Genomic DNA, 25,794 nt, shown 5'->3' on the forward strand with positions numbered 1-25,794 from the left:
GGGGGATAAGCTCCATGGTCGAGAGGGAAACAGCCCAGAGCATCGACTAAGGCCCCTAAGCGTGTGCTAAGTGGGAAAGGATGTGGAGTCGCAGGGACAACCAGGAGGTTGGCTTAGAAGCAGCCATCCTTGAAAGAGTGCGTAATAGCTCACTGGTCAAGTGATTCCGCGCCGATAATGTAGCGGGGCTCAAGTACACCGCCGAAGTCGTGTCACTCACACAATAGCTCTAACGGGTGTGTGGGTGGGTAGGGGAGCGTCGTGTGCCGGGTGAAGCAGCCGTGGAAGCGAGTTGTGGATGGTTCACGAGTGAGAATGCAGGCATGAGTAGCGATACATGCGTGAGAAACGTGTGCGCCGATTGACTAAGGGTTCCTGGGTCAAGCTGATCTGCCCAGGGTAAGTCGGGACCTAAGGCGAGGCCGACAGGCGTAGTCGATGGAGAACCGGTTGATATTCCGGTACCCGCTATGCAGCGTCAAACATCGAATCAGGTGATGCTAAGTCCGTGAAGCCCCTTCTGCTCTTCGGAGTGGGAGTGTGGTGGAGCCGACGGTCCGAGCTTGTAGTAGGTGAGTGATGGGGTGACGCAGTGAGGTAGTCCAGCCCGGGCGATGGTTGTCCCGGGGTAAGGGTGTAGCCCGTCAGGTAGGTAAATCCGCCTGGCATAGGGGTGAGACCTGATGCCGAGCCGTTTGTGGTGAAGTGGGTGATCCTGTGCTGTCGAGAAAAGCCTCTAGCGAGTTGTGTGGCGGCCCGTACCCTAAACCGACTCAGGTGGTCTGGTAGAGAATACCGAGGCGTTCGGGTGAACTATGGTTAAGGAACTCGGCAAAATGCCCCCGTAACTTCGGGAGAAGGGGGGCCACGCCTGGTGATCCAACATGCTTGGTGAGCTGGGGGTGGCCGCAGAGACCAGCGAGAAGCGACTGTTTACTAAAAACACAGGTCCGTGCGAAGCCGTAAGGCGATGTATACGGACTGACGCCTGCCCGGTGCTGGAACGTTAAGGGGACCGGTTAGTCAGGATTCGTCCTGGTGAAGCTGAGAACTTAAGCGCCAGTAAACGGCGGTGGTAACTATAACCATCCTAAGGTAGCGAAATTCCTTGTCGGGTAAGTTCCGACCTGCACGAATGGCGTAACGACTTCTTGACTGTCTCAACCATAGGCCCGGTGAAATTGCAGTACGAGTAAAGATGCTCGTTTCGCGCAGCAGGACGGAAAGACCCCGGGACCTTTACTACAGCTTGATATTGGTGTTCGGTTCGGCTTGTGTAGGATAGGTGGGAGACTGTGAAGCGGGCACGCCAGTGTTCGTGGAGTCGTTGTTGAAATACCACTCTGGTCGTGCTGGATGTCTAACCTGGGTCCGTGATCCGGATCGGGGACAGTGTCTGGTGGGTAGTTTAACTGGGGCGGTTGCCTCCTAAAGGGTAACGGAGGCGCCCAAAGGTTCCCTCAGCCTGGTTGGTCATCAGGTGGTGAGTGTAAGTGCACAAGGGAGCTTGACTGTGAGACTGACGGGTCGAGCAGGGACGAAAGTCGGGACTAGTGATCCGGCGGTGGCTTGTGGAAGCGCCGTCGCTCAACGGATAAAAGGTACCCCGGGGATAACAGGCTGATCTTCCCCAAGAGTCCATATCGACGGGATGGTTTGGCACCTCGATGTCGGCTCGTCGCATCCTGGGGCTGGAGTCGGTCCCAAGGGTTGGGCTGTTCGCCCATTAAAGCGGTACGCGAGCTGGGTTTAGAACGTCGTGAGACAGTTCGGTCCCTATCCGCTGCGCGCGTAGGAGTCTTGAGAAGGGCTGTCCCTAGTACGAGAGGACCGGGACGGACGGACCTCTGGTGTGCCAGTTGTTCTGCCAAGGGCATGGCTGGTTGGCTACGTTCGGGAAGGATAACCGCTGAAAGCATCTAAGCGGGAAGCCTGCTTCGAGATGAGGACTCCCACCCCCTTTGAGGGGTTAAGGCTCCCTGGAGATGACGGGGTTGATAGGCCGGATCTGGAAGCCCAGTAATGGGTGGAGGTGACCGGTACTAATAGGCCGAGGGCTTGTCCATAGAGGCTCGCGTCCACTGTGTTGGTTCTGAGACAACAACCTGGTTGTTGTTTCGCCGTGTTTCGGTGGTCATAGCGTGAGGGAAACGCCCGGTTACATTCCGAACCCGGAAGCTAAGCCTTTCAGCGCCGATGGTACTGCATGCGGGAGCGTGTGGGAGAGTAGGACACCGCCGAACTTGTTTTGATGAAGGCCCTGTTGGCTGACGCCAACAGGGCCTTTTTCATGCCCGAAATCGGTCGTCCCGGATAACCACTCACACCTGGGGCCCTGAGTCGTCAGGGAGCTTCACAGCTTCGCCGGCAGGTGGAGGACCGTCGTCAGTGGTGGGTCGAGCCGACCGTCAGATGACCGTGCGGCCATGCGGCGGCCGTGCTCGACCACGCTCTGGGTGAGCGCGTTGAGGAGCGGCAGCACATCCGGCTCCTCGCCCACTACATACAGCGTGCCCGCTTCGGCGATGAAGGATTCCAACGCGAGGCGATCGGCTCGTTCGGCCGAGCACGCGTTGCGCACATGGAGCCGGCCGAGCGGCGCCAGCGCGCGGCGGATCAAGGCGACGGCGTCGGCCCGCACTTGGGGATGCCCTGCGAGTGCGGCCTCCAGCTCGCCGGCCGCGCCGGAGCTGGACTTGGGGTGCGTGCGAAGGATCTGTACGGCGTCCGCCGTCTGGCCTGTCGTGGCGAGCGCCCAGCGGTGGACCTCGCGGAACGGGCGCTTCTCCAGCGCGGCGGCGTGCAGCCAGCAGCGGAGTACGGTCTCGGCCGTGGTGTGCACGGTGGCGTCGATGGGACGGGGCGAGCGCAGCGGCGCGAGCAGAGCCGCGGCGCGGGACGCGGCCGTGGCACGGTCGGCGCAGCCGTGGTGCGGGGACCAGCGCAGCCGGTCCGGGGTGTCGCAGGCATGCGTCGGGTCGAAGAGGTGGACGGGGCCGAGCTTGGCGCGGGCCGTCTTGGTGGCTGCCCACAGCTCGGGTGTCGGCGCGCTGACGAGTGCGGCGCCGGGAGCCTCGAGGATGCGAGTCACCGGGTCGCCGTCCTCGGCCCGTTCGTGCCGTCCGGCGTGCGTCGTCGTCTCGTCGGCACGCCTCCCGCTGCCGTGGCCGGCCGTGGCAGCTGCTCCGGCCGCGCCGAGAAGGCCGGGAGCCAGCGGACTGAGTGGACTTGCGGGACCGTCGGGGCTGTCGGGGCCGTCGGAGGTGCCACTGGACGTGCTGGGGCTGCCAGGGCTGCTGCTTGGCAGCTGTTCCCTCGGCGCGGGGGCCTCTTCCGGCTCCCGGCGCTCCCCGGCTTCCCCGCGCTCCTCCGGCTCCGGGCGTCCGGTCTCCGCACCCGTGTGCTCCCGCAGCGCCTCGCCCCGCTCCCAGCTCCCGTCCCGTTCCCGTTCCCGTTCCCGCAGGATGCGCCTGGCCCTTCGTACGGCTCTGGCGCGGGCGATCGTGCCCATCACAAAGACCGTGAGCACCATCAGCACCATCAGCTGACTGACGAAGATGCCCCAGAACAGGCCGTAGCCGGGCAGCTGTTCCGACGGGGTCGAGGGCCAGGCGCCGGTGATGTCGTGGGGTTCGGTGACCAGTTCCCGTACGGCGAGCGGGGTCTTGGCGAAGGTGACATCGTCCGGCCAGGCACCGTGGGTGAGGAGGCCGGCCAGTCCCGTCGCCGTCCAGACGAAGACGGTGAGGCCCAGCAGGAAGGCCAGCACGCCCACCAGCAGGCCGTCGGGGATGCCGCCACCGCCCCCACCGGCGGCGCGGCCCTGCCGGTGCGGTTCTTGGCCGGGGTGGCTGCCCGGATGACTTTCCGGGTGGTGGCCCGGGTGACGGTGGCGCTCGCTGTCGTCGTATGGCATCGGTACCGGTATTCAACCGACGCCGGGCAGTTGCGGCAAGATCCCCTCCGGGTCAGGCGACGCCCGAGCCGGGCGAGGCGGGGCCGGACGGGGCCCGTTCCATCGCCAGGGCCCGTGCTTCGGTCTCGGCTTCCAGATCGGCCTCCAGCGCCGCCTCGAACGACGCCGCCTCCGCGGCCTCGACCATATCGGCGTCCGTAGAGCTTTCCGTCATGGCGCGGTCGGTGAAGACGAGCGGCCGTTCGGCCTCGGTGACCAGGTGTTTGACGACCTGCACATTCCCGTTGACGTCCCACACGGCGATGCCGGGGGAGAGGGTGGGGATGATCTCCACAGCCCAGCGTGGCAGGCCCAGGACCTTGCCCGTCGCGCGGGCCTCGTCCGCTTTCTGGGCGTAGATCGTTCTGGTGGACGCCATCTTGAGGATCGCTGCGGCCTCGCGGGCCGCGGCGCCGTCGACCACGTCGGAGAGGTGGTGGACGACGGCGACGAAGGAGAGGCCGAGGCGGCGGCCGAACTTCAGCAGCCGCTGGAAGAGCTGGGCGACGAAGGGGCTGTTGATGATGTGCCACGCCTCTTCCACCAGGAAGATGCGCTTGCGCCGGTCGGGGCGGATCCAGGTGTGTTCGAGCCAGACTCCGACGATCGCCATCAGGATCGGCATGGCGATGGAGTTGCGGTCGATGTGGGAGAGGTCGAAGACGATCAGCGGCGCGTCCAGGTCGATGCCGACCGTGGTCGGGCCGTCGAACATGCCGCGCAGGTCACCGTCGACCAGCCGGTCGAGCACGAGAGCCACGTCCAGGCCCCAGTCGCGTACGTCGTCCAGGGCGACGTTCATCGCCTCGGCCGACTCCGGCTTGGGGTGGCGGAGCTGCTCGACGATGTCGGTGAGCTGCGGCTGGCGGTCGGTGATGGTGGAGTTGACGTAGGAGTGCGCGACCTTGAGGGCGAAGCCGGAGCGCTCGTCGAGGCCGTGGCCCAACGCGACCTCGATGATGGTGCGCAGCAGCGCGAGCTGGCCGGTGGTGGTGATGGCCGGGTCCAGCGGGTTGAGGCGGATGCCCTGGTCGAGCGCGGCGGTGGGGTCGAGGCGGATCGGGGTTATGCCCATCTCCTCCGCGATCAGGTTCCACTCGCCGACGCCGTCCTCGCCCTGTGCGTCCAGGACCACGACCTGGCGGTCCCGGAAGCGCAGTTGGCGCAGCACATACGTCTTCTCCAGCGCCGACTTGCCGTTCCCGGACTCGCCGAGCACCAGCCAGTGCGGGGCGGGGAGCTGCTGCCCGTAGAGCTGGAAGGGGTCGTAGATGTAGCCCTTCCCGCTGTAGACCTCGCGGCCGATGATGACGCCGGAGTCGCCGAGCCCGGGTGCGGCCGTCGGCAGGTAGACGGCCTGCGCCTGGCCCGTGGACGTACGGACGGGCAGGCGGGTCGTCTCCGTCTTGCCGAACAGGAAGCTGGTGAACGCTTCGGTGATCGCGGACAGGGGGTCGAGCGCGGCCATGCTGGCTACCTCCGGCCTGGAGCGGCGGTGCGGGGGTGGAGCGGCGGAACGGCTACGGAACAGGTGGGGGTCATGGGGGTCTCCTCAGCGCCGGATGCCGGTGGCGAAGGGGAGCGTGTTCACGAAGGCGCGGTGGTGCTCCCTGTCGCACCACTCCAACTTCAGATAGCTCTTGCCCGCCGAGGCGCGGATCGTGCGCTTGTCCCTGGCCAGCGCCTCTGGGGAGCGGGACGACACGGTGAGGTAGCCGACGAGGTTGACGCCCGCTGCGCCGGAGGCCAGGTCCTCGCCGCGCTGGTCGACGCGGCCGTGCGCGGCGATGTCCCGCGGGTCGACGGTACGGTTCATCTTCGCCGAACGGCTGGCCTCGGCCTCGTCGTTCGTCTTCTCGGTCAGCATCCGCTCGATGGCCAGCTCGGTCGGCTCCAGGTCCATCACCACGGCGACCGTACGGATCACATCCGGGGTGTGCACCAGCAGTGGCGCCAGGAAGTTGACGCCCACCGGCGTCATCGGCCACTCCTTGACCCACGCCGTGGCGTGGCACCAGGGCTCGCGGGTGGTCGACTCGCGGGTCTTGGCCTGGAGATACGTCGGCTCGACCGCGTCCAGCTCGGCCGGCCAGGCGTTGCGCTTGGACATGGCCTGGATGTGGTCGATGGGGTGGTCCGGGTCGTACATCGAGTGGATGAGCGAGGCCAGCCGGGCCTGCCCGAGCGGCTGCCGCACCCGGATGTCGGCCTCGGTGAGCCGGGCGCAGATGTCCGTCAGCTCGCGGGCCATCACTATGGCCAGGCCCTCGTCCCTGGTCAGCTTGCGGCCCGCGGTGCGCCGCGCCGCCTTGGCGATGGTGGCTCCCTCGGTGGCCAGTTCGCGGCCGTAGGGCATGCAGGCGATCAGATAGGCGCGGTGCTGCTCGCTGGAGGTGGAGACCATCGACAGCAGCTGGTCGTAGGAGGAGCGCAGCCAGCCGGCGGCCCGCTCGTTGCCGCGCTGGGCGACGTCCTTGGCGTGCGCGTCCGGGTCGGCGGGCAGCGTACGGGCCAGCATCTGCAGCCGCGTCACATAGCCGTCGCCGTTGGCCACATGCTTCAACAGGGTGCCGAAGCGCTCGACCAGGGCCTCCTGGTCCTCGCTGTCGCGCAGCCCGACGCCTGGGCCCTCGATCTCGATGGCGGCGGTCACGGTGCGGCGGTCCGCGTGCAGCAGCACGGCGATCTCGTCGGGACCGAACGGTGCCGACAGCCAGTTGATACGGCCCACGCCGGGCGGCGGGCCGATCTCCACCTCACGGCCGTCGAGCATGGTGCCCGCCTCGACGGCGTCCGAACGATATGTCGTACCGCGGCGCAGCAGCCGCTTGTAGGAGCGGTTGATCTCGAACCACCTGTAGAACGTCCGGCCCTTGTACGGCACGTAGACGGCGGCCAGCGCGATCGCCGGGAAGCCGACCAGGGCGGGGATACGGAACGAGAGGACGGGGATGAGCAGGCCGCTCACCATGCCGAGGAAGGCACCCACGACGATCAGGGCGATCTCGCCCGTCTCGCGGTTCTTCCCGACGATGGCGTTGGGCCGGGCCTTGCCGATCATGTACGTACGGCGGGGCGAGCCCATCGAGGACCCTGCCGTGTGGGACGGGGTCGTCATCCGCGGTCACCTCCCGGACTGCCGGGCTGACGGGGTTGGGTCCGGCCCGAACCCGCGCCGCTCTGGCGGGGCGGGCGGGCCGAATGGGGGGTCGTCGCGGCGGGCGCGGCCGGTGCGGCCTGCCGGGGTGGCGGCGCCTCGTCGGCGCCGCCACCGCCCGCGCGGGAGCTGTGCGCCGCCACGCCGCCGGTCACGGCCGAGCCGGCCGGTTTGCCGCTGCCGCTGGACGAGGCGGTCGCGGTGGCGCCGCCCTGGCCGCCGCCTCGGCCGCCGTGGGTGTTGATGCCCTGGCGGACGAGCGCCGCCGGCGAGGCGACCACGGCGGCGGCGCCGCGGGAGGCCGTACGGGCCGCGTTGCGGTGGGAGGCGATGTCGTCACCGAAGCCCGGAACGAAGCGGTAGATCATTGCGCTGGCGAAGATCGCCAACAGAATGATGGCCAGCCCGGAGACGACCGCCGAGACGGAGTCAGGACCGTCGCCGCCCGCGAGCGCGCCCGCGAGGCCCAGCACGATCACGATCACGGGCTTCACGAGGATCACAGCGATCATGATGCCCGCCCAGCGGCGGACGTGTCCCCACAGATTCTTGTCCACCAGGCCCGCGTAGACGGCGGTGCCGAGGAGTGCGCCGACGTACAGCAGCGCGGCACGTACCACCAGTTCGAGGTAGAGCACGCCCGCTGCGATGATCGACACCAGCGAGACGACGATCAGCATGATCGGTCCGCCGCCGATGTCGTCGCCCTTCTTCAGCGCCTTGGAGAACGTGCCGAAGAACGCGTCGGTCTTGTCGGACGTGCCCGACGCGATGACTTCCGTGACCTGGTCGGTCGCCGAGACGACCGTGTAGAGGATCAGCGGAGTGAAGGCCGACGCCAGCACCGTCAGCCAGAGGAAACCGATCGCCTCGGTGATCGCCTCCGTGAACGGCACTCCGCGCACGGCGCGCTTCGCCACGGCCAGCAGCCACAGAGTGAGCGTCAGAATCGTCGAAGCGGCGAACACGACAGCGTACTGCCGCAGGAACTCGGGGTTCGTGAAGTCCACCTTCGTGGTCGTATCCACGAGCTTCGCCAACTTCGAAACCGTCCAACTCGCGGCCTCGGCACAGCCTTTGGCCAGGGAGGAGAGGGGGTCGGTGGCGGCGGTCGGGTCGTCCAACGGGTTGGAGGGAGACCCGCCGTCGCCCCGATCGCAGTCCTCCTGCCAGGGGCCGGGAGCGTTGTTGCATTCGTCCTTTGGTTCGGCAAGCGCCTGGCTCGCGAAGAGGACAGCGGCAGTCTGCAGGGTCGCCATGAGCGAACCGATGGCAAGGAGACGGCGCTTGGAGTCAGCGGGCATACGTGAAGCCTCCGAACTTTTTCACGGCGTCGGAGATTTCCTCGGCCCCCGAGGCCCTGTTGTCGCCGTTCACGGGAGCAGGGCCTTGCTTCTGCGTGAAGTCCTGCACCTTCCAGTCCCCGTCGGTCCACGTGAGGTCGAGGGTGAGTGTGAACCAATCATTCCTGACCGGGTTGGTGGACTTCTCTCCGGCGTTGCCGAAGACGCCCGTGCACCACACGTCGAGCTTCGCTGTGTTGTCGTCGTACTTGCGGACATTGGTTCCCACGGGAACGGTGCGGGAGATGAACGTCGCGCCTTTCGGGGGGGTGCCGTCCTCGTCGAGTCCCACGCTGGAGAGCAGCTTCGGCGAGTACGCCTTCTTCAGACGTTTGATGGTCGAGTCCACCTGATCTGGTGCGAACAGCTGCCGCACGATCTTCTGGCGTGCAGCGGGCTTCATCATGTCCGCGGACACCAGTGCGACGGCGTAGTTGGCTGCGGCGCTTTGGGCGCCCTGTTTGGTGTGGGGGAAGCCGGAGGGGAGGGTGTCGCCGGTGGTCTTCACGGGTTTTTCACCGGTGGGGGCGGTCGGCTGGGCCTGGGCGGCGGCATCGTTCTTGCCGTCGGAGGAGCCGGCGCCGCCACCCCCGCCGCCGCCACCATCACCGTCGCCGCGGTTGGCGAAGGCGATGGCCGCGATGAGGAGGACGACCACGGCGACGACGGTCACCAGGCTCCGGCCGGGCCGGGTGGGCGGACGGTTGCTCCCCTCGCTACCGGGTAGCCGTGTTCGAGTCGTTGTCCGTGCGCCGTCCTGGGCGCCGGGCACGCCTTCGCTGGTACGAGTACGCGCGTCGTACTCGTCGCCGCCGCCGATGTTCATGCCCGTCTGGCCCCCTCGACCTCTGTCGCTCAACTGCCGTCACTGCATTGTCTCCTCAGATGACGGTAGCGGTGTCACACCGCGCATGTGCCGTGTGCAAGCCAGGTGAATGGCAGCATTTCGAACACCGCGCTGGTGCGCCGTCTGTGTTCTTGCCGCTCAGCGCTGGATTACGCGGCCGAGGTGGGCGGCTGCCGCGCACTGGTGCGCCCCCGGTGCTTCTGCCCTTCCCCGTGGGGAGGTTCGCGTATTTGAGTATCCGTACCCATGTGCGGGCGGCCGGGGCGCGGCAGGCTGCGGGTATGACTGATGTGACTCCTTCCGTCCAGAGACCTACCACCATGGCGTTCTTCGTGCAGTCGGCGGTTGCGTTCGGGGTGTCGCTGCTCGCGCTGCTCGTCGGGATCGCCCGACTGCCGGTGGGCCAGTGGGAGCGCGGATACATCGGGCTCGGGCTCGTCTTCGTGGTCTCCTCCGCGTTCACGCTGGCCAAGTGCGTGCGGGACCGGCAGGAGGTGTCGGAGGTGACGAACCGGGTGGACAAGGCGCGGATCGACAAGCTGCTGACGGAGGTCGACCCGTTCGGCCAGGGCAAGGCGTGAGCACGAGCCCGGTGGGCCCGTCGCCCCTCTGGCGGCCTCCCTTTCGCGGAACCGGCCTCTCGGCCGGCTGACGACCGGCTGGCGTCGCTCCTCTGGCGGGCCCCGAGCGGCCCATGCTGAGCCTGGTGGCCCCAAACGGGCCTGTCCGGCCCTTTCGGTGCCCCAGGGACCCAGGGCTGGCCGGTGGTGGCTCTGGCGGTTCTTCCGGCGGCCCCCCGGCCGGGGTACCCACGACGGGCCTCGCAGGGCGCTTCTGCGGGTCTGCGGCGGGCTCTTGGGCTCCGGGTGGTGACCCTGCTCCCTGGGCCTCGTACGGGCCCCTCCCGAGCCGCGGACGGGGCTCTGGCCCCCGGCCTGGGGGAGGTCACGGCGCCACAGCCCCGGGCGGAGCCCACCGCTCCCGGCCCGGTCCCCGGTGGAGGCCATCGTTCCCGTCCCGGGCACGGGTGGAGGCCGTCGCCACCGTTCCGGCACCGGGTGGAGGCCGTCGCCACCGTCCCGCCTCGAACGGAGGCCGTCGGTTGCCCGTGCCGGCGGGGCCTATTCGCGTTTGCGGGCCAGGGTCACGCCGTCGCGGAGGGGGAGCATGACGGACTGCATGCGGGGGTCCGCGGTGATGGTGTCGTTGATCTGGCGGATGGCGATGTCCGCCTCGTCCTGCGCGGCCGGGTCCACGACGCGGCCGCTGCGCAGCACATTGTCCAGCACGATCAGGCCGCCGGGCCGCAGTCGGGGCACCAGCGCTTCGTAGTAGGCCGGGTAGCCGGCCTTGTCCGCGTCGATGAACGCGAAGTCCACGAACTCCTCCTGCGGCAGCTCGCCCAGTGTGGTGAGGGCGGGTGCGAGGCGGAGGTCGATGCGGTCGGTGAGGCCGGCACGCTGCCAGTAGCGGCGGGCGATGGACGTCCACTCCTCCGAGACGTCGCAGGCGATCAGCCGTCCGTCCGCGGGGAGTCCGCGGGCGATGCAGATGGAGGAGTACCCGGTGAACACGCCGACCTCGACCGCGGTCCTGGCGCCCGTCAGTCGGACCAGCATCGTGAGGAACTCGCCCTCGTCGTGCGTGATCTGCATGGTGGGGAAGTCCGGCACGCGCTCGTGCGTCTCCTCGACGAGGTCGCGGAGGATCTCGTCGGCCGGCGTGCAGTGGGCCAGCAGATAGTCGTCGAGGGCGGGGTTCACGATGTCCATGGAGCTCCAGGTGAGCGGGCGCGGGTGGGCGCGGTTGCGTCCGTGTCTCGACGGCGACGGCGACGGCGGGGCGGCAGCCCGTGGTGCGGCCTGCCGTTGCAGGTCGTCAGACCGCCATGCCGTAGACGATGGTGAACAGGGTGCCGAGCGAGCCGATGATGAACACGCCGGTCAGTCCGGCGACGATCAAACCTTTCCCCTGCTCGGCGCTGAAGGTGTCGCGGAGGGCCGTCGCGCCGATCCGCTGTTTGGCAGCGCCCCAGATGGCGATGCCGAGGCAGAGCAGGATGGCCACGGCCATGATGACCTCGATCATCACTCTCGCCTCGTGGCCGAGGGAGCCGAACGGGCCCCAGTCCGGCGCGATGCCGCCGATGATGGTGGTGATATCGCCTTTGTCAGCCGCCAGGAACATGGTGAACTCACCGCCTAGTTTCAAGGTTTGTCTCTGACGGATTGTGCCACGGCCCGGTGACAACGGGGGCGTCCCGCTTGTCCGAAGTGGCCCCGGCCGGTGGACGGTCAGGGTGGGTTGGTGGGCGTGATGAGGCTGTGGGCGATGAGGCCCCGGGCGAGCAGTCGGGCGAGCAGCCCGCAGGCCGGCAGCGCGGAGCACCCGTTGCTCGGTCGTACCTCTGTGCGCCCCTGGTGAGCCTGGTGCGGAGCAGGGGGCGAGGCGGCGTTCACCCCCGCGCCCGCTGTCCGCCGTTCCGCTCCGGGGTGCGGCCTGGAATGATGGAGCCGTGTGGTCGGCGTGACCGAACTGGTGTCCTGTGGGGGAGGGTTGGGGAGTGCGCCGTAGAAGAGCGTGGCTGCTGGCGATCGGCGGCGGGCTGGGAGCCTTCTCCTTGTTCGTCGCGCTGCTCGTGGTGGGCACGTATGTGGCGTCCGCCAGCCTGCTGGGCGGGGGCGGCGGTGCTGTCACGCTCGCCAAGGGCGCGGTGCCGGCGGCCTACGCGAACCTCATCAAGAAGTGGGGCAACCTGTGCCCGGCGCTCAATCCCGCGCTGCTGGCCGCACAGCTCAAGCAGGAGAGCGGCTTCAACCCCCGGGCGCAGAGCCCCGCGAAGGCGCAGGGCATAGCGCAGTTCATCCCCGCCACCTGGGCGACGCACGGCATCGACGCGAACGGCGACGGCAAGCGGAACGTGCACGATCCGGAGGACGCCATCCCGTCCGCCGCGAGCTACGACTGCAAGCTGGCCAAGAACGTCAAGGGCGTGCCCGGCGATCGCTCGGACAACATGCTCGCCGCCTACAACGCGGGCCCGTACGCGGTCATCAAGTACGGCGGGGTGCCGCCCTACAGCGAGACGAAGAACTATGTGGCCACCATCCGCAGAATGGAGCAGAGCTTCGCCGCGTCCACCGGGCGGCTGAGCCCGACCAAGCAGGGCGCGGGCGCCATCGCCTTCGCGCAGAGCAAGCTGGGCACCCCGTATCTGTGGGGTGGCAACGGCACGCCGGAGCAGGGTGGCAGGTTCGACTGCTCGGGTCTGACGAAGGCGGCGTACGCGAAGGTGGGCGTCAAGCTGCCGCGGGTGGCCAACGACCAGTACGACACCGGGCCGCATCCCAAGCGCGGTGAACTCCTGCCGGGGGACCTGGTGTTCTTCGCCCACGACCTCACCAACTCGCGGACCATCCACCATGTGGGCATCTATGTCGGGGGTGGCAAGATGATCAACGCTCCCTACACGGGAGCGAAGATCCGCTACGACCCCATCGACAGCCCTGACTACTTCGGGGCGACTCGGCCGTCTGCCAAGTGACCCGGGTGAGCTTGTGCGCGCAGCGCAGGGATTACGTCAACAATCCGTGAGGCGTAGGCCCTGAGCTGCGGCTACGGGTCACCCTTGGGTAACGTCCTGGTGATCGTTCGGTAAGAACGGAACGGTTCACCTGACGCAGCGCGTTTTTCTCCACGGAATGGAACTTCCGCACCGCGACCACGGGGGGTCGTCAGCGCAGATCCAGCGATGAGCACACAGCCGAAGTGAGGGGCCGCACCGCGATGGCACTCTGGGACAACCCTGATGTCGAACTGCTCTACGAGATCAACGGGCTGGCCAAGGACGCACCCACCTGGGCCGACCGGGTCATGGAGTACATCGGGGAGTACGGCATCGCCGTGGGGCTCGTCGTACTGGCCCTGTGGGCCTGGTGGGGAGTGACCCGTAAGCGGGAGAGCCGGGACGAGGCGCTGAGCGGTTTCGCCGGGCTGATCTGGGCCCCGCTGGCCGCGCTGATCGCACTGGCCGTCAACATCCCCATCAGAGGCTTCGTGGAGCGGCCGCGCCCGTTCCTGGAGCACAAGGGTGTGGAGGTACTCGTCGCGGGCAAGACGGACTTCTCCTTCGTCAGCGACCACGCCACGCTCACCATGGCCATCGCGGTCGGCATCTTCATGGTCCAGCGCAAGCCGGGGCTCATCGCCATCGGCCTGGCCGTGCTGGAGGCCTTCTGCCGTGTCTACATGGGGGTGCACTACCCCACCGACGTCGTCGGCGGGCTGGCGCTGGGCACCGCGGTGGCGCTGCTGCTGGCCCCCGTCGCGATGTGGGCGCTGACGCCGCTGGTGCGGGCCGTGGCCGGAAACGCGCGCCTTGAGGCGCTGCTGTGGGCGGGCGCTGCCGCGGCCGCCGTCGGTGCGGCCGCCGCGGGCGGCGGGGCGAGGAGCGGGCGCGACGGCGGGACGCGCCGCCGGACCGGGGACCGCGACCTGGCCGCGTGACGACCGCGTGACCGCCGAGCAATGACCGGCATCGCGACCGGCAGGGCGACCGCCATGACGGCCATGTGAAGCCTTCGGCGCCGTCGTCGCCGATCGTACGCCGGTCATACGCCGGTCGTACGCCGTCGAGCCGGCCGGTTCCGAGAGCTACAGCGCCCCCGCCGCACCCTCCGGCGGGGGCGTCGCCGTGTGGCCGCCGCCGTGCTCGTGCTGGTGATGGGCGTGGGCGTCCTCGCGGGCGCGGTCGCGGGCGCGGCGTGCCGGGCCGCGCCAGCCGCAGGTGCAGCTCGCGGAGCAGAAGGAGCCCCGTTCCGTCAACGACGTTCCGTGCGGGGCCACATGAGCTACCTGGGACGGATGGGGCGTCGGGTGCGTCGGGTCCGGCTGGTGTTCGGGAACTCGCTCTCGCACGTGACCACCGTACTCGGGCCGTGACGGCGTTCACAGGGGCCTCGTTGAACCGTCGAATCCGCCGCCGGTCCGCTCACCGGGCCGGCGGCGACCGGCAGCGAGGGGTCGGCTGGAGATGGCAGTGCGGCGGCAGTCCCGAGGCGGCACGGTGCCCTTCCCACTCGTGGTGGTGACGCTCGGCGCGGTGCTGCTGTCGGTGGCCGGGTGCTCGGCCGAGAGCGCGGTGGTGACCGCACAGCCGCCCGCCGGGTCCGCGGGCCCCGGCCGGGCTGCCGTGCTCGCGGCGGCCGGTGAACTGGCCAGGGCCGGGACCGCGCGGGTGCGTACGGCCATGGAGATGGTCACCGGCCATACGCGGGTCACCATCGAGGGCCGCGGGGCCTTCGATCTGGCGGCCGGCACCGGGCGGCTGCGGGTCACACTGCCGCCCGGTGCCGACGGGACGCCTCCGGGGGAGCGCAGGCTGGTACGCGAGCTGGTCACGCCGGGCGCGCTGTACATGCGCAACCGCGCGGGCGTGCCGGCCGACAAGTGGGTGCGGGTGGACACCACCGGGCTGCGGGACGGAAATCTGGTGACGGGCGGCGCGACCGACCCGGTCACCGCTGCGCAACTGTTGCGCGGGGCGCGGCAGGTGGCGTACGAGGGCGTCACCGAGCTGGACGGCAGCCGGGTGTGGCACTACAGCGGCGTGGTGGACATCGAGCGCGCTGCGTCCGGTGCCCCACCGGTGGCCAGGCGGCGGCTGGAGGCCGCGGAGAAAGGGTTCTCCGGGCACACGGTGCCGTTCGACGCCTACCTCGACGGGCAGGGGCGGCTGCGCAAGGTCCAGCACCGCTTCACCTTCGCCGCCGACCCGGACAGCCCGCCCGACGCCGACTACACGGTCTCCTCGACGACGCGGCTGTATGCCTTCGGTACCCGGGTGCGGATCAGCATGCCGGAGGCCGGCGACATCTGGACCGGGGAGATCGCCGCACCGTAGCGGCCTCCGCGGCAGCCCTCAACGGCGTTCGACTGCCGTGTCGTGCGGTAAATGATTCGGAAGTGCCATGCACGCGGGCGGCGGTCTCCTTAGGCTGGGAGGCTGGGCCAGGGCCCGGCCGCGGCGCTCCGCCCGGTGGATCCGTGCAGCACGGGAGGTGATACGTGTGCCCGTACCGAAGCGTGACGGCAGGGGCGACGGCCGTGGGGGTCGCTGTCGGCGGCGTTCGCTGATGCAGGACCACGTCGCTCTCGCCGAGATCGAGCTGTGCGGCGAGCTGATGATCGCCGCGTCCGCCGCCGAGGGCCCGCTGAGCGTGGCCCGTATCGACGAGGTGCTGCGGCGCGCGGCGGACGAAATGGACGATCTTCCCCGGTCCTCCGCCTGCTGATCTCCCCGGGTCTCCGTCCGCCGATAGGAGCTCTTGGCCGGGTCAGGTGCGCAGCAGGCGGGCGATGGCGGCGGTGGCCTCCTCGACCTTGGCGTCCATCTCGGCGCCGCCGTCCAGCGCGGCGTGGGCCACGCAGTGCCGCAGATGCTCCTCCAGGAGCTGGAGCGCGAAGGACTGGAGGGCCTTCGTGGAGGCGGAGACCTGGGTGAGTATGTCGATGCAGTAGACGTCCTCGTCCACCATCCGCTGGAGGCCGCGGATCTGGCCCTCGATCCGGCGCAGTCGCTTGACGTGAGCGTCCTTGTTCTTGGTGTAGCCGTGCTCGCCGGTGGCCGCGTGTGCCGAACAGCACTCCGAAGTGGCCTCGGCCACGGTTTCCGGCGTGTCCGGTGTGGTCTGCGGCGACGTCATGCGGTCCTCCCGGGTGGGTGGTGAGGGGCGGTCGGGGCGGTGGTACCGGGCCTTTGATACCCCTGACGGGTATATGATACCGGACTTCTCGGAGCCCGCTTCAGCAGGCGAGTCTCCATGGGTGACACTGGGGGACGCCGGTTCGCTGTGGCCGGATGATGCGCCTAGCATCAACGAGACCGTCATCGATGCACCCCGAGGACCCCCAGTGCGCTTTCGTCTGACCCCCAGGGAGACGAGCTTCTACGACATGTTCGCGGCCTCCGCGGACAACATCGTGACCGGCTCGAAGCTCCTCATGGAACTGCTCGGCGCCGAATCCTCCGCGCGGACCGAGATCGCCGAACGGATGCGCGCGGCCGAGCACGCGGGGGACGACGCGACGCACGCGATCTTCCACCAGCTCAACTCCTCCTTCATCACGCCGTTCGACCGCGAGGACATCTACAACCTGGCGTCCTCCCTCGACGACATCATGGACTTCATGGAGGAGGCCGTCGACCTCGTCGTCCTCTACCAGATCGAGGAACTCCCCAAGGGAGTGGAGCAGCAGATCGAGGTGCTGTCGCGGGCCGCCGAGCTGACCGCCGAGGCCATGCCGAACCTGCGGACCATGGACAACCTCACCGAGTACTGGATCGAGGTCAACCGGCTGGAGAACCAGGCCGACCAGATCCACCGCAAGCTGCTGGCCCACCTGTTCAACGGCAAGTACGACGCCATCGAGGTCATGAAGCTCAAGCAGGTCGTGGACGTGCTGGAGGAGGCCGCCGACGCGTTCGAGCACGTGGCCAACACCGTCGAGACCATCACGGTCAAGGAGTCCTGACGCTCCGTGGACACCTTCGCGCTGATCGTGACCGTCGGTGTCGCGCTCTTCTTCACGTATACGAACGGCTTCCACGACTCCGCGAACGCCATCGCGACGTCGGTCTCCACCCGGGCGCTGACCCCCCGTGCGGCGCTGGCCATGGCCGCGGTGATGAACCTCGCCGGGGCGTTCCTCGGCAGCGGCGTCGCCAAGACCGTGAGCAAGGGGCTGATCGAGACCCCGCACGGCGACAGTGGCATGGCCATCCTGTTCGCCGCGCTGGTCGGAGCCATCGTCTGGAACCTCATCACCTGGTACTACGGACTGCCCTCGTCCTCCAGCCACGCCCTGTTCGGCGGCCTGGTGGGCGCGGCGCTGGCCGGCAGCATCGCCGTCCACTGGTGGGGAGTGCTCGAGAAGATCGTCATTCCGATGTTCCTCTCGCCGCTGGTCGGGCTGCTGTTCGGCTATCTGGTGATGTGCGTCATCATGTGGATCTTCCGCAAGGCGAATCCGCACCGTGCCAAGCGGGGCTTCCGGATAGCGCAGACCGTCTCGGCAGCCGGTATGGCGCTCGGTCACGGCCTCCAGGACGCGCAGAAGACCATGGGTGTCGTCGTCATGGCGCTGACCATCGCCGATGTGCAGCAGCACAACGACATCCCCATCTGGGTCAAGTTCGCCAGCGCGGGCATGCTGTCGCTGGGCACCTACGCGGGCGGCTGGCGCATCATGCGTACCCTGGGCCGGCGCATCATCGAACTCGACCCGCCGCAGGGCTTCGCCGCCGAGACCACCGCGGCGTCCGTGATGTACTCCGCGTCCTTCATGTTCCACGCGCCCATCTCGACCACCCATGTGATCACCTCCGCGATCATGGGTGTCGGGGCGACGAAGCGGGTCAGCGCGGTGCGGTGGGGGGTCGCCAAGAACATCATCCTGGGCTGGTTCATCACCATGCCGGCTGCCGCCGTTGCGGCGGCGCTGATGTACTGGATCATCAAGCTGGTCTTCGGCTGACCGCGCCCGTCAGGGGCGCGGGGAACTGCGCGACCAGCCGGGCACGACTCGCAGTCCGCAAACCACAGCAAGCGGCACCCCCTCCCCGGAAGGAACCCAGGGAGGGGGCAAGGAAAATGCCCGCGGTGGCACCGCCATGCAGCACCGCGGGCGGTCAATGGGTGGGCGGTCAAGGGGTGAGCGACCCAGGCCGGCCCGGCCCAAGGGCTCAGCCGAAGCGGCCCGAGATGTAGTCCTCGGTGGCCTGGACCGACGGGTTGGAGAAGATGCGCTCGGTGTCGTCGATCTCGACGAGCTTCCCGGGGGCACCCACCTCGGCGAGGTTGAAGAACGCGGTGCGGTCGGAAACCCGCGCCGCCTGCTGCATGTTGTGCGTCACGATCACAATGGTGAAGCGCGACTTCAGCTCGCCGATCAGGTCCTCGATGGCGAGGGTGGAGATCGGGTCGAGCGCCGAGCAGGGCTCGTCCATCAGCAGCACCTGGGGCTCGACGGCGATGGCCCGGGCGATGCACAGCCGCTGCTGCTGACCGCCGGAGAGGCCGGAACCGGGCCTGTTCAGCCGGTCCTTGACCTCGTTCCACAGGTTGGCGCCCTTGAGGGAGCGCTCGACGACCTCGTCGAGGTCCTTCTTGCGGTGCTCGCCGTTCAGCCGCAGCCCCGCCGCGACGTTGTCGTAGATCGACATGGTCGGGAAGGGGTTGGGCCGCTGGAAGACCATGCCGATGGTGCGGCGTACGGAGACGGGGTCGACACCGGGTCCGTACAGGTCCTCGTCGTCCAGCATCACCTTGCCCTCGACGCGCCCGCCCGCGGTCACCTCGTGCATCCGGTTGAGGGTGCGCAGGAAGGTGGACTTGCCGCAGCCGGAGGGGCCGATGAAGGCGGTCACGGAGCGGGGCTCGACGGTCATGGATATGTCGTCGATGGCGCGGAAGTTGCCGTAGTAGGCGGTCAGGCCGCTGACGTCGATCCGCTTGGCCATGGGAATCACTCCCTTAGTGCTTGGGGGCCTTCCAGCGGGCGATGCCGCGGGCGACCAGGTTGAGGATCATGACGAAGGCGATCAGTACGAGGGCCGCTGCCCAGGCGCGGTCGTAGGACGGCTCGTTGCCGAGGGCCCACTGCTCGTAGATGTAGTACGGCAGCGAGGACTGCGCGCCTTCGAAGGGGTTGTTGTTGATCTCGGCCGAGCCGAAGACCAGCAGCAGGATGGGCGCCGACTCACCGGCGATACGGGCGACGGCGAGCATGATGCCGGTGGTGATACCGCCGACCGCGGTCGGCAGGACGACCTTGAGGATCGTCTTCCACTTCGGCACGCCCAGCGCCAGCGACGCTTCCCGCAGCTCGTTGGGGACGAGCTTGAGCATCTCCTCCGTCGAGCGTACGACGATCGGCATCATCAGGATCGCCAGCGCCATGGCGCCCGCGAATCCGGAGTAGCCGAAGCCCAGAATGATGATCCAGAACGAGAGGATGAACAGACCGGCGACGATCGAGGGGATGCCGGTCATCACGTCCACGAAGAAGGTGACGGCCTTGGCGAGCCGGCCCCTGCCGTACTCGACCAGGTAGATCGCCGTCAGCAGGCCGATGGGAGCCGCGATCAGGGTGGCCAGGCCGACCTGCTCCAGGGTGCCGATCAGGGCGTGGTAGATACCGCCGCCCGGCTCCATGGTGATCACGCCGCTCATGGAGTGGGTGAGGAAGTAGCCGTCGAGGACCTTGACCCCGCGCGCGACCGTCTCCCACAGCAGGGAGGCCAGCGGTACGACGGCCAGCAGGAAGCAGACCCAGATGGCGCTGGTCGCCAGCCGGTCCTTGGCCTGCCTGGTGCCCTCGACGGAACCGGCGAGGACCGCGGTGATGCCGAGGTAGAGCACGGCGGCGATCAGGCCCCACTGGATACGGCTGTCCAGTCCGGCCACCACACCGATCCCGCTGCCCAGCGCGGCGGAGACGAGGGCCAGGACGAACGGGGCCCAGCGCGGCAGCCGGGGCTGCTTCAGCGACGGAAGGGGCGGCGCCGCGCCCTCGACGGGGGCGTCGGCCACAGCTGTCTGGCTCATGCGTTCGCTCCCGAGTACTCCTTGCGGCGCGCGATGATCAGCCGGGCCGCGCCGTTGACCAGCAGGGTGATGACGAAGAGGACCAGGCCGGAGGCGATCAGCGCGTCCCGGCCCATGCCCCCGGCCTCCTTGAAGCCCGCGGCGATGTTCTGCGCGAACGTGCCGCCGCCCGGCTGCAGCAGGCTGGCCTTGATCAGGAAGCTGGGGGAGAGGACCGTGGCGACGGCCATCGTCTCGCCCAGCGCGCGGCCCAGGCCCAGCATGGAGGCGCTGATGACGCCGGAGCGGCCGAAGGGCAGCACCGACATGCGGATGACCTCCCACCGGGTCGCGCCCAGTGCGAGGGCCGCCTCCTCCTGCATCTTCGGCGACTGCCGGAAGACCTCGCGGGAGACGTTGGTGACGATCGGCAGAATCATGATCGCGAGCAGGATGCCGACTGTGAACAGGGAGCGAGCGGCGCCGCCCTCGTACCTGAAGATGTGCGTCCAGCCGAGGTATTCGTCCAGCCAGGTGTAGAGCCCGGTCAGGTGCGGGACGAGGAAGAGCGCACCCCACAGGCCGTACACGATGGAGGGGACGGCGGCCAGCAGGTCGATGACGTAGCCGAGCGGGGTCGCCAGCTTGCGCGGCGCGTAGTGCGAGATGAACAGCGCGATACCGACGGCGACCGGCACCGCGAGCACCATCGCGATGATGGAGCTGACGACGGTGCCGAAGGCGAGGACCGCGATGCCGAAGCGGGGCGGGGTCGCGTTGGCGTCCCACTCGAAGCTGGTGAGGAAGCTGGCCTCGTCGGCGCTGATGGCGAGCGCTGCTCGCCAGGTGAGGAAGACGGCGATGGCCGCCATGATCACCAGCAGGGTGATCCCGGAACCCCTGGAGAGGCCCAGGAATATTCGGTCACCCTTGCGAGTGGCGCCCTTCGCGGAGGCCGGGGAGGCCGGGGGCCCGGTGGGGCCCGCTGTCGCGGACGGGGTTTCGATAGCCATGGTTTCTCCGGTCTGACGGTGCGGGTCGCCGCGCGCTCGGCGTCGGTGCGCGGGCGGCCCTTTGGCGGTGCACCGGAAGGTTCTGGCGGCCCCTCGTTCAGGGAAGTCCGGGGGCGCCGTTTACAGATGGGGGCGGGTGGCGGTGCGCTCGGCACCGCCGGCCCACGCCGTCCGGATGTTCGCCGCCGCGGCCGGCATCGTCTGCCTGCCGCGGCGGCGAGAAGGTCAGCTCAGGCCGTCGATGGTGGAGCGGACCTTGGTGATGATCTCGTCGGGGATCGGGGCGTAGCCCTTCTCCTTGAGGGCCTTCTGGCCGTCCTCGCTCGCGGTGAACTTCAGGAAGGACTTCGTCGCGTCCAGCGACTCCTTCTTGTTGCCCTTGTCGCAGGCGATCTCGTAGGTGACCAGGACGATCGGGTAGGCACCCTCGGACTTGGTCTTGTAGTTCAGCTCCAGGGAGAGGTCCTTGCCCTGGCCGACGACCTTGGCGTCCGCGATCGCCTTGGAGGCGTTGTCAGCGGTGGCCTCGACCGGCTCCTTGGCGCCGGTGTCCAGCTTGACCGTGTTCAGGTCGTTGCCGGTGGCGTAGGAGAGCTCGGCGTAACCAATGGAGCCGTCGTTCTGCTTGACGTTCGTGGCGATGCCGGAGGAGCCGTCGGCGCCCTGGCCGCCCTTGCCCGCCCAGGCCTTCTCCGGCTCGTGCTTCCAGGAGGAGGGCGCGGCGGAGTTGAGGTACTTGGTGAAGTTGTCCGTGGTGCCCGACTCGTCGGAGCGGTGGAACGCCTGGATCTTCTTGGCCGGGAGCTTCGCGTCCGGGTTGAGCTTCTTGATGGCCGGGTCGTTCCACTTGGTGATCTTCGAGTCGAAGATCTTGGCCAGCGTGTCGGCGTCCAGCACCAGGTCGTCGACGCCCTCGAGGTTGTAGGTGACGGCGATCGGGCCGCCGACCATCGGCAGGTCGATGCCCTGACCGCCCTTGCACACCTTCTTGGACTTGGCGACCTCTTCGGGCTTGAGCGCCGAGTCGGAGCCGGCGAAGGCCGTCTTGCCCTGGAGGAACTCCTGGATGCCCGCGCCCGAGCCGGTGGGCTTGTAGTTGATCTTCGTGCTGCCACAGGCGGACTGGTAGGTCTGCGTCCAGATGTCCATGGCGTTCTTCTGGGCGCTGGAGCCGGAGGCGAGCAGGTTCCCCTCGCCCTCACACTTGATCTTGCTGGCCGCCTTGGTCGTGTCGCTGCCCGAACCGCCGGAGTTGTCGTCCGAGCCGCAGGCGCTCAGGGCCAGGGCGCCGCAGATCGTGAGAGCGCCCACAGCTGCGGTGCGGAGCCGGATCGTGCGCTGAAGCTTCACTTTCGTTCAGTTCCTTCCTGGGCCCGGGAGCGACGACCGGCCGGTCGTCGGATTCTCTGGCGTATGGGGCGCAGTCCCTGTCTCGGGGGGTGCCGCGCTCTTCGTAAGGCCGAAATTAGACAGATCAGGTGAAGCGGCCGACGGAGCTGGGTGAACGCGGAGTGAACCTCGGCCGTCAGCCCGGTGCTCCCCGGAGGGGGTGGCCGGTGCTCCCCGCGGGGGAGTGTCCGGCGTTCCCCGGGGGGAGTGCCCGGGGGAGGCTTCCGGGTGGGCGCCGTTGATACTCGTGAGTACGTCCCTCTGTTGTCTTGCGGTCAGGCATGGCACTATCCGCTGCGTCGGCCAAAGTTGACCATAACCAGGGGGGTGGCCCGGGTGAGACGGCCGCAGAGCAGCTCGACTCTCCCGTCCGGCAGGCGCGGCACGCTCGTGATGGTCTGCGCCATGGCGCTGCTCGCGGGGCCGGCGCTGGGTACGGCGTACGCCGTCGAGCCGGGGAGGCCGGACCCGGGCGGCACCAGTTCCGGAACCGACGAGAGCTCCGGAACCGACGAGAGCTCCGGAACCGACGAGAGCTCCGGAACCGACGAGAGCTCCGGGACCGACAAGCCCAGCCTCGAGCAGATCCGCAAGCAGATCGAGCGGCTGCACGACCGGGCAGGTTCGGCGACGGACGCCTACAACGCGGCCGAGGACGCCGTCAAAAAGCAGCAGAAGCACATCGTCAAGCTCGCCAAGCGCATCGACACCACCCAGGACAAGCTGGACGCGCTCAACAACTCGGCCGGTGCCATGGCCCGTGCGCAGTACCGCAGCGGCGGCATGCCGGACGCGGCCAAGCTGATGCTCGGTGACGACCCGGAGAAGTTCCTGCACGGCGTCTCGCTGGTACGGAAGGGGCAGCATGCCACCCGTGGCTTGATCGGTTCCCTCACCAGGACCCGTGCCGAGCTTCGGGGCTACGCCAAGGACGCCACCGCGGAGTGGAAGAAGCTGGAGAAGACCCGCAAGAAGAAGGCCGCGGCGAAGAAGAAGATCACCGCGCAGCTGAAGCAGGCCAAGAAGATCGAATCCGGTCTCAAGGCGGAGGAGCGGGAGCGGCTGCGCGAACTCCAGGAGCAGGCGGCGAAGGCGCGGCAGGCCAAATGGCTCGAATCCGGCGTGCTGAAGGGGCTCAAGGGCAAGGCGTCCCCCGCCGGCCGCCGTGCCATCGAATGGGCCACCAAGCAGCTCGGCAAGGATTACGTGTGGGGCGCCGAGGGCCCCGACACCTTCGACTGCTCGGGGCTGACGATGCGCGCCTGGGAGGCGGCCGGATACCACATTCCGCGCACCTCGCAGGAGCAGTGGAAACGGCTGCCGCATGTGCCGGTCGAGAAGATGCGCCCGGGTGACCTGATCATTTACAAGAAGGACGCCAGCCACGTGGGGATCTACATCGGGGACGGCGCGCTGCTGCACGCGCCGCGCACCGGTCGGCAGATCACGGTCGAGGGTGCGGGAACGATGCCGATTCTGGGGGTCGTACGCCCGGACAAGTAGGGCGGATCGCCGTATAACGGCACGCCCGAGGGGGCGGGTGAGGGCGCGCGAGGCCGATGGGAGGGGCGCGCGAGGGCGATCGGGGGCGATCGGTGGAATCTCGGGCGGATTTCGTCCCGCGTGCGCGCTTCTACGGTTTCCCGCGCGTGAGCTTGGTCATGTGAAGGCCGGAGAAAAGGGCCGTATAACGCCGTGAATTCCCGTTCTGGCGTGGGCATATGACAGGGGCGGATTATCCTCGGCCATTCCGTCCATCCGCACAGGGGCGCTAAGGTCCTTGTCCGAAAGCCCGGGATGACGAGCGCCCGACCACCGCGCGCCGTTCCGGGCTCAGCCATGGTGGCCGCCGCTCGGCGCGGACACCACGCCCGCCCTCGGGGGAGGGAGAGGTTTCAGCATGCCCGTAAGCGCGCCCCTGGCCGGGGCGGCGGCACAGTCCGCCGACGCGCCGGCCCGGCAGGCCGCGCAGGGACCCGGCAGCAGCCTGACCCTGCTGGTCATCGAGGACGATCCGGCCGGTGCGCTGAGCGTGCCCCGCATGCTCGACGCGTACGGCAGGCCGGTGCGGGTCCGTACGGCCCGCAACCTCACCGAGGCCGCACGGCTGCTCACGGACGATGTCCACTGCATCCTGCTGGACCTCGCACTGCCGTACGAGGTGCGCGGGGAGACCGAGGAGGCGCCGTCCGAGGGGTTCCCCGCGGAGCTGCCGGAGGCCGCGCCCCCGGGTGCGATACCCGGGATCGGTGGCGTCCCGGGCACCGCGGCCCCTGCCGCTCCCACCGCTGGCGCCGTGCCCCAGCCGGGCTCCCGCGACCTCGCCGGTACGGGTTCGGGGTCCGGGTCTGGTTCCGGTTCCGTCTCCAGCTCCGGTTTCGGGTCGGGCTCGGGCTCCGGTGCCGGCTCGGTGTCGGACGCCGCGGCCGCGGCCGTCCCCGCGCCCGGCTCCGACGAGCTGCAGATCCTGCGCCGCGTCCTGCGGATGGCGCCCCGGCACGCCGTACTGGCGCTCACCGACGGCAGCGACGCCGAGCGCGCCGCGGAAGCCGTACGCGTCGGAGCACAGGACTATCTGTTCCGCGACGAACTGGACGGCAGGCTGCTGATGCGTGCCATCCGGTACGCCGTCGAGCGAAAACGCGCCGACCTGGCCCAGCGCCAGCTCACCGAGACCCGGCTGCGCGCCCAGGAGAACGCCCGGCTGGAGCGCGGACTGCTGCCCCGGCCCCTGCTGGAGGGCAGCGAGCTGCGGTTCGCCGCGCGGTACCGGCCCGGCCGCTCCCGCGCCCTGCTGGGCGGGGACTTCTACGACACCGTCCGCACCTCGGACGGTGTGGTCCACGCCATGATCGGCGACGTGTGCGGCCACGGCCCCGACGAGGCGGCCCTCGGCGTGGAGCTGCGCATCGCCTGGCGCGCCCTGACCTTCGCGGGGCTGAGCGGCGACGCGCTGCTGAGCACGCTGCAGAAAGTGCTGGAGAACGAGCGGGCCAGCGAGGAGATCTTCGCGACCCTGTGCACCGTCGACATCGCCGCCGACGGCCGTAGCGCGGGCGTCTGTCTGGCCGGTCACCCCTCCCCGCTGTTCGCGGGCGACGGTACGGGGGCCGAGCCCCGGCTGCTGCCCGAGGACGAGAGCGGCCCCGCGCTGGGCCTGCTGCCGCACGCACGCTGGCCGCGCCGCCAGGTCACGCTGGGGCCGTCCTGGAGCCTGCTGATGTACACGGACGGGTTGATCGAGGGCCGCGTGGACGAGGGCCGCGTGGGCGAGGCCCCCGCGGAGAAGAGCCGTAGGCCGGGCCGGGAGCGGCTCGGGCAGCAGGGCATGCTCGACATCGTCGCCGCCCGGATGGCCGAGGGTGCTCAGGGCGAGCGGCTGCTGGACGAGACGATGGACGAGGTGCGCCGCCTCAACGGAGGCGAGCTGACCGACGACGTGGCGGTCCTGCTGCTGGACCGGGGTCTGGACGGGGACCTGGACCGGTGAAGCGGGCCCAGGGG

The 25,794-nt window shown here is 68.9% G+C and carries 22 protein-coding genes and 2 rRNA genes (1 of these 24 cut by a window edge); 11 read left to right on the top strand and 13 right to left on the bottom strand.

Annotated features, from left to right (window positions below):
• Together HC362_RS17570 and rrf are read left to right on the top strand one after the other, a co-directional pair.
• Positions 1 to 2,066 (top strand): 23S ribosomal RNA (locus tag HC362_RS17570); it begins 1,055 nt to the left of the window's first position.
• A gap of 60 nt (positions 2,067 to 2,126) precedes the next feature.
• A 5S ribosomal RNA gene (gene rrf / locus HC362_RS17575) occupies positions 2,127 to 2,243 on the top strand.
• A gap of 110 nt (positions 2,244 to 2,353) precedes the next feature.
• Here rrf and HC362_RS17580 read toward each other — a convergent pair.
• From HC362_RS17580 to HC362_RS17600, 5 genes are all read right to left on the bottom strand, one after another.
• A complete protein-coding gene (locus tag HC362_RS17580) occupies positions 2,354 to 3,916 on the bottom strand; it encodes a hypothetical protein (protein WP_243084878.1) in 1,563 nt (520 codons plus the stop codon).
• A gap of 52 nt (positions 3,917 to 3,968) precedes the next feature.
• Positions 3,969 to 5,423: an ATP-binding protein gene (locus tag HC362_RS17585; RefSeq protein ID WP_243084879.1), complete on the bottom strand. Its 1,455-nt coding sequence runs from the start codon at positions 5,421 to 5,423 to the stop codon at positions 3,969 to 3,971.
• A gap of 84 nt (positions 5,424 to 5,507) precedes the next feature.
• Positions 5,508 to 7,073: an SCO6880 family protein gene (locus HC362_RS17590; RefSeq protein WP_243084880.1), complete on the bottom strand. Its 1,566-nt coding sequence runs from the start codon at positions 7,071 to 7,073 to the stop codon at positions 5,508 to 5,510.
• Positions 7,070 to 8,416, bottom strand: coding sequence for a hypothetical protein (locus tag HC362_RS17595; protein ID WP_243084881.1), 1,347 nt, complete (start codon positions 8,414 to 8,416; stop codon positions 7,070 to 7,072). Before HC362_RS17595 ends, HC362_RS17590 begins: the two co-directional genes overlap by 4 nt.
• The gene (locus tag HC362_RS17600) at positions 8,406 to 9,128 is read right to left on the bottom strand and encodes a hypothetical protein (protein WP_243084882.1); all 723 of its coding nucleotides are present in this window, start codon (positions 9,126 to 9,128) and stop codon (positions 8,406 to 8,408) included. Before HC362_RS17600 ends, HC362_RS17595 begins: the two co-directional genes overlap by 11 nt.
• A 455-nt stretch (positions 9,129 to 9,583) precedes the next feature.
• Here HC362_RS17600 and HC362_RS17605 point away from each other — a divergent pair, with 455 nt between their 5' ends.
• Positions 9,584 to 9,883 (top strand): YiaA/YiaB family inner membrane protein, encoded by a 300-nt coding sequence (locus HC362_RS17605; RefSeq protein WP_243084883.1) that lies wholly within the window; start codon positions 9,584 to 9,586, stop codon positions 9,881 to 9,883.
• A 540-nt stretch (positions 9,884 to 10,423) separates the two neighbouring features.
• Here HC362_RS17605 and HC362_RS17610 read toward each other — a convergent pair.
• Together HC362_RS17610 and HC362_RS17615 are read right to left on the bottom strand one after the other, a co-directional pair.
• Positions 10,424 to 11,074, bottom strand: coding sequence for a class I SAM-dependent methyltransferase (locus tag HC362_RS17610; protein ID WP_243084884.1), 651 nt, complete (start codon positions 11,072 to 11,074; stop codon positions 10,424 to 10,426).
• A 106-nt stretch (positions 11,075 to 11,180) separates the two neighbouring features.
• Positions 11,181 to 11,489, bottom strand: coding sequence for a hypothetical protein (locus HC362_RS17615; protein WP_016472248.1), 309 nt, complete (start codon positions 11,487 to 11,489; stop codon positions 11,181 to 11,183).
• A 376-nt stretch (positions 11,490 to 11,865) separates the two neighbouring features.
• Here HC362_RS17615 and HC362_RS17620 point away from each other — a divergent pair, with 376 nt between their 5' ends.
• Positions 11,866 to 12,846, top strand: coding sequence for a bifunctional lytic transglycosylase/C40 family peptidase (locus HC362_RS17620; protein WP_279240114.1), 981 nt, complete (start codon positions 11,866 to 11,868; stop codon positions 12,844 to 12,846).
• 242 nt (positions 12,847 to 13,088) lie between these two features.
• Complete coding sequence (locus HC362_RS17625; protein ID WP_243084886.1) at positions 13,089 to 13,808, top strand: phosphatase PAP2 family protein; 720 nt, start codon at positions 13,089 to 13,091, stop codon at positions 13,806 to 13,808.
• Between the two features lie 147 nt (positions 13,809 to 13,955).
• On the opposite strand, the gene HC362_RS17630 is transcribed toward HC362_RS17625, so the two are convergent.
• Complete coding sequence (locus tag HC362_RS17630) at positions 13,956 to 14,126, bottom strand: hypothetical protein (RefSeq protein ID WP_243084887.1); 171 nt, start codon at positions 14,124 to 14,126, stop codon at positions 13,956 to 13,958.
• Positions 14,127 to 14,367: 241 nt separating this feature from the next.
• Here HC362_RS17630 and HC362_RS17635 point away from each other — a divergent pair, with 241 nt between their 5' ends.
• Both HC362_RS17635 and HC362_RS17640 read left to right on the top strand, forming a co-directional pair.
• Positions 14,368 to 15,204, top strand: coding sequence for a hypothetical protein (locus HC362_RS17635; RefSeq protein WP_347568454.1), 837 nt, complete (start codon positions 14,368 to 14,370; stop codon positions 15,202 to 15,204).
• 232 nt (positions 15,205 to 15,436) lie between these two features.
• Complete coding sequence (locus HC362_RS17640) at positions 15,437 to 15,595, top strand: hypothetical protein (protein WP_243084889.1); 159 nt, start codon at positions 15,437 to 15,439, stop codon at positions 15,593 to 15,595.
• Positions 15,596 to 15,637: 42 nt separating this feature from the next.
• Here HC362_RS17640 and HC362_RS17645 read toward each other — a convergent pair whose 3' ends face one another.
• On the bottom strand, positions 15,638 to 16,006 hold the full coding sequence (locus HC362_RS17645; protein ID WP_243084890.1) for a metal-sensitive transcriptional regulator: 369 nt from the start codon (positions 16,004 to 16,006) through the stop codon (positions 15,638 to 15,640).
• Between the two features lie 208 nt (positions 16,007 to 16,214).
• Here HC362_RS17645 and HC362_RS17650 point away from each other — a divergent pair, with 208 nt between their 5' ends.
• Together HC362_RS17650 and HC362_RS17655 are read left to right on the top strand one after the other, a co-directional pair.
• Positions 16,215 to 16,835 (top strand): DUF47 family protein, encoded by a 621-nt coding sequence (locus HC362_RS17650; protein ID WP_026004259.1) that lies wholly within the window; start codon positions 16,215 to 16,217, stop codon positions 16,833 to 16,835.
• A gap of 6 nt (positions 16,836 to 16,841) precedes the next feature.
• On the top strand, positions 16,842 to 17,837 hold the full coding sequence (locus HC362_RS17655; RefSeq protein ID WP_243084891.1) for an inorganic phosphate transporter: 996 nt from the start codon (positions 16,842 to 16,844) through the stop codon (positions 17,835 to 17,837).
• Between the two features lie 208 nt (positions 17,838 to 18,045).
• Here HC362_RS17655 and pstB read toward each other — a convergent pair whose 3' ends face one another.
• The 4 genes from pstB to pstS form a co-directional block, all read right to left on the bottom strand.
• A complete protein-coding gene (pstB, locus tag HC362_RS17660) occupies positions 18,046 to 18,822 on the bottom strand; it encodes a phosphate ABC transporter ATP-binding protein PstB (protein ID WP_209266807.1) in 777 nt (258 codons plus the stop codon).
• Between the two features lie 13 nt (positions 18,823 to 18,835).
• Positions 18,836 to 19,909 carry a phosphate ABC transporter permease PstA gene (gene pstA, locus HC362_RS17665; RefSeq protein WP_243084892.1) on the bottom strand — a complete coding sequence of 358 codons (1,074 nt, stop codon included), beginning with the start codon at positions 19,907 to 19,909 and terminating at the stop codon, positions 18,836 to 18,838.
• Positions 19,906 to 20,901 (bottom strand): phosphate ABC transporter permease subunit PstC, encoded by a 996-nt coding sequence (gene pstC / locus HC362_RS17670; protein WP_209266805.1) that lies wholly within the window; start codon positions 20,899 to 20,901, stop codon positions 19,906 to 19,908. The genes pstA and pstC overlap by 4 nt, the downstream gene beginning before the upstream one ends.
• A gap of 225 nt (positions 20,902 to 21,126) precedes the next feature.
• Positions 21,127 to 22,251, bottom strand: coding sequence for a phosphate ABC transporter substrate-binding protein PstS (gene pstS, locus HC362_RS17675; RefSeq protein ID WP_243084893.1), 1,125 nt, complete (start codon positions 22,249 to 22,251; stop codon positions 21,127 to 21,129).
• A gap of 375 nt (positions 22,252 to 22,626) precedes the next feature.
• Here pstS and HC362_RS17680 point away from each other — a divergent pair, with 375 nt between their 5' ends.
• Together HC362_RS17680 and HC362_RS17685 are read left to right on the top strand one after the other, a co-directional pair.
• Complete coding sequence (locus HC362_RS17680; RefSeq protein WP_243084894.1) at positions 22,627 to 23,793, top strand: C40 family peptidase; 1,167 nt, start codon at positions 22,627 to 22,629, stop codon at positions 23,791 to 23,793.
• Positions 23,794 to 24,190: 397 nt separating this feature from the next.
• Complete coding sequence (locus HC362_RS17685) at positions 24,191 to 25,780, top strand: SpoIIE family protein phosphatase (protein WP_243084895.1); 1,590 nt, start codon at positions 24,191 to 24,193, stop codon at positions 25,778 to 25,780.
• Positions 25,781 to 25,794: the final 14 nt, after the last annotated feature.

It is taken from the genome of Streptomyces sp. 891-h, from assembly GCF_022760275.1.
Taxonomy (GTDB): domain Bacteria; phylum Actinomycetota; class Actinomycetes; order Streptomycetales; family Streptomycetaceae; genus Streptomyces; species Streptomyces spirodelae.

What these genes read in the sequence shown, in the direction of transcription:
- HC362_RS17580 (WP_243084878.1), bottom strand. Translation starts at nt 3,916, where the DNA reads ATGCCATACGACGACAGCGAGCGCCACCGTCACCCGGGCCACCACCCG.
- HC362_RS17585 (WP_243084879.1), bottom strand. Translation starts at nt 5,423, where the DNA reads ATGGCCGCGCTCGACCCCCTGTCCGCGATCACCGAAGCGTTCACCAGC.
- HC362_RS17590 (WP_243084880.1), bottom strand. Translation starts at nt 7,073, where the DNA reads ATGACGACCCCGTCCCACACGGCAGGGTCCTCGATGGGCTCGCCCCGC.
- HC362_RS17595 (WP_243084881.1), bottom strand. Translation starts at nt 8,416, where the DNA reads ATGCCCGCTGACTCCAAGCGCCGTCTCCTTGCCATCGGTTCGCTCATG.
- HC362_RS17605 (WP_243084883.1), top strand. Translation starts at nt 9,584, where the DNA reads ATGACTGATGTGACTCCTTCCGTCCAGAGACCTACCACCATGGCGTTC.
- HC362_RS17610 (WP_243084884.1), bottom strand. Translation starts at nt 11,074, where the DNA reads ATGGACATCGTGAACCCCGCCCTCGACGACTATCTGCTGGCCCACTGC.
- HC362_RS17615 (WP_016472248.1), bottom strand. Translation starts at nt 11,489, where the DNA reads ATGTTCCTGGCGGCTGACAAAGGCGATATCACCACCATCATCGGCGGC.
- HC362_RS17625 (WP_243084886.1), top strand. Translation starts at nt 13,089, where the DNA reads ATGGCACTCTGGGACAACCCTGATGTCGAACTGCTCTACGAGATCAAC.
- HC362_RS17640 (WP_243084889.1), top strand. Translation starts at nt 15,437, where the DNA reads ATGCAGGACCACGTCGCTCTCGCCGAGATCGAGCTGTGCGGCGAGCTG.
- HC362_RS17645 (WP_243084890.1), bottom strand. Translation starts at nt 16,006, where the DNA reads ATGACGTCGCCGCAGACCACACCGGACACGCCGGAAACCGTGGCCGAG.
- pstB (WP_209266807.1), bottom strand. Translation starts at nt 18,822, where the DNA reads ATGGCCAAGCGGATCGACGTCAGCGGCCTGACCGCCTACTACGGCAAC.
- pstA (WP_243084892.1), bottom strand. Translation starts at nt 19,909, where the DNA reads ATGAGCCAGACAGCTGTGGCCGACGCCCCCGTCGAGGGCGCGGCGCCG.
- pstC (WP_209266805.1), bottom strand. Translation starts at nt 20,901, where the DNA reads ATGGCTATCGAAACCCCGTCCGCGACAGCGGGCCCCACCGGGCCCCCG.
- HC362_RS17685 (WP_243084895.1), top strand. Translation starts at nt 24,191, where the DNA reads ATGCCCGTAAGCGCGCCCCTGGCCGGGGCGGCGGCACAGTCCGCCGAC.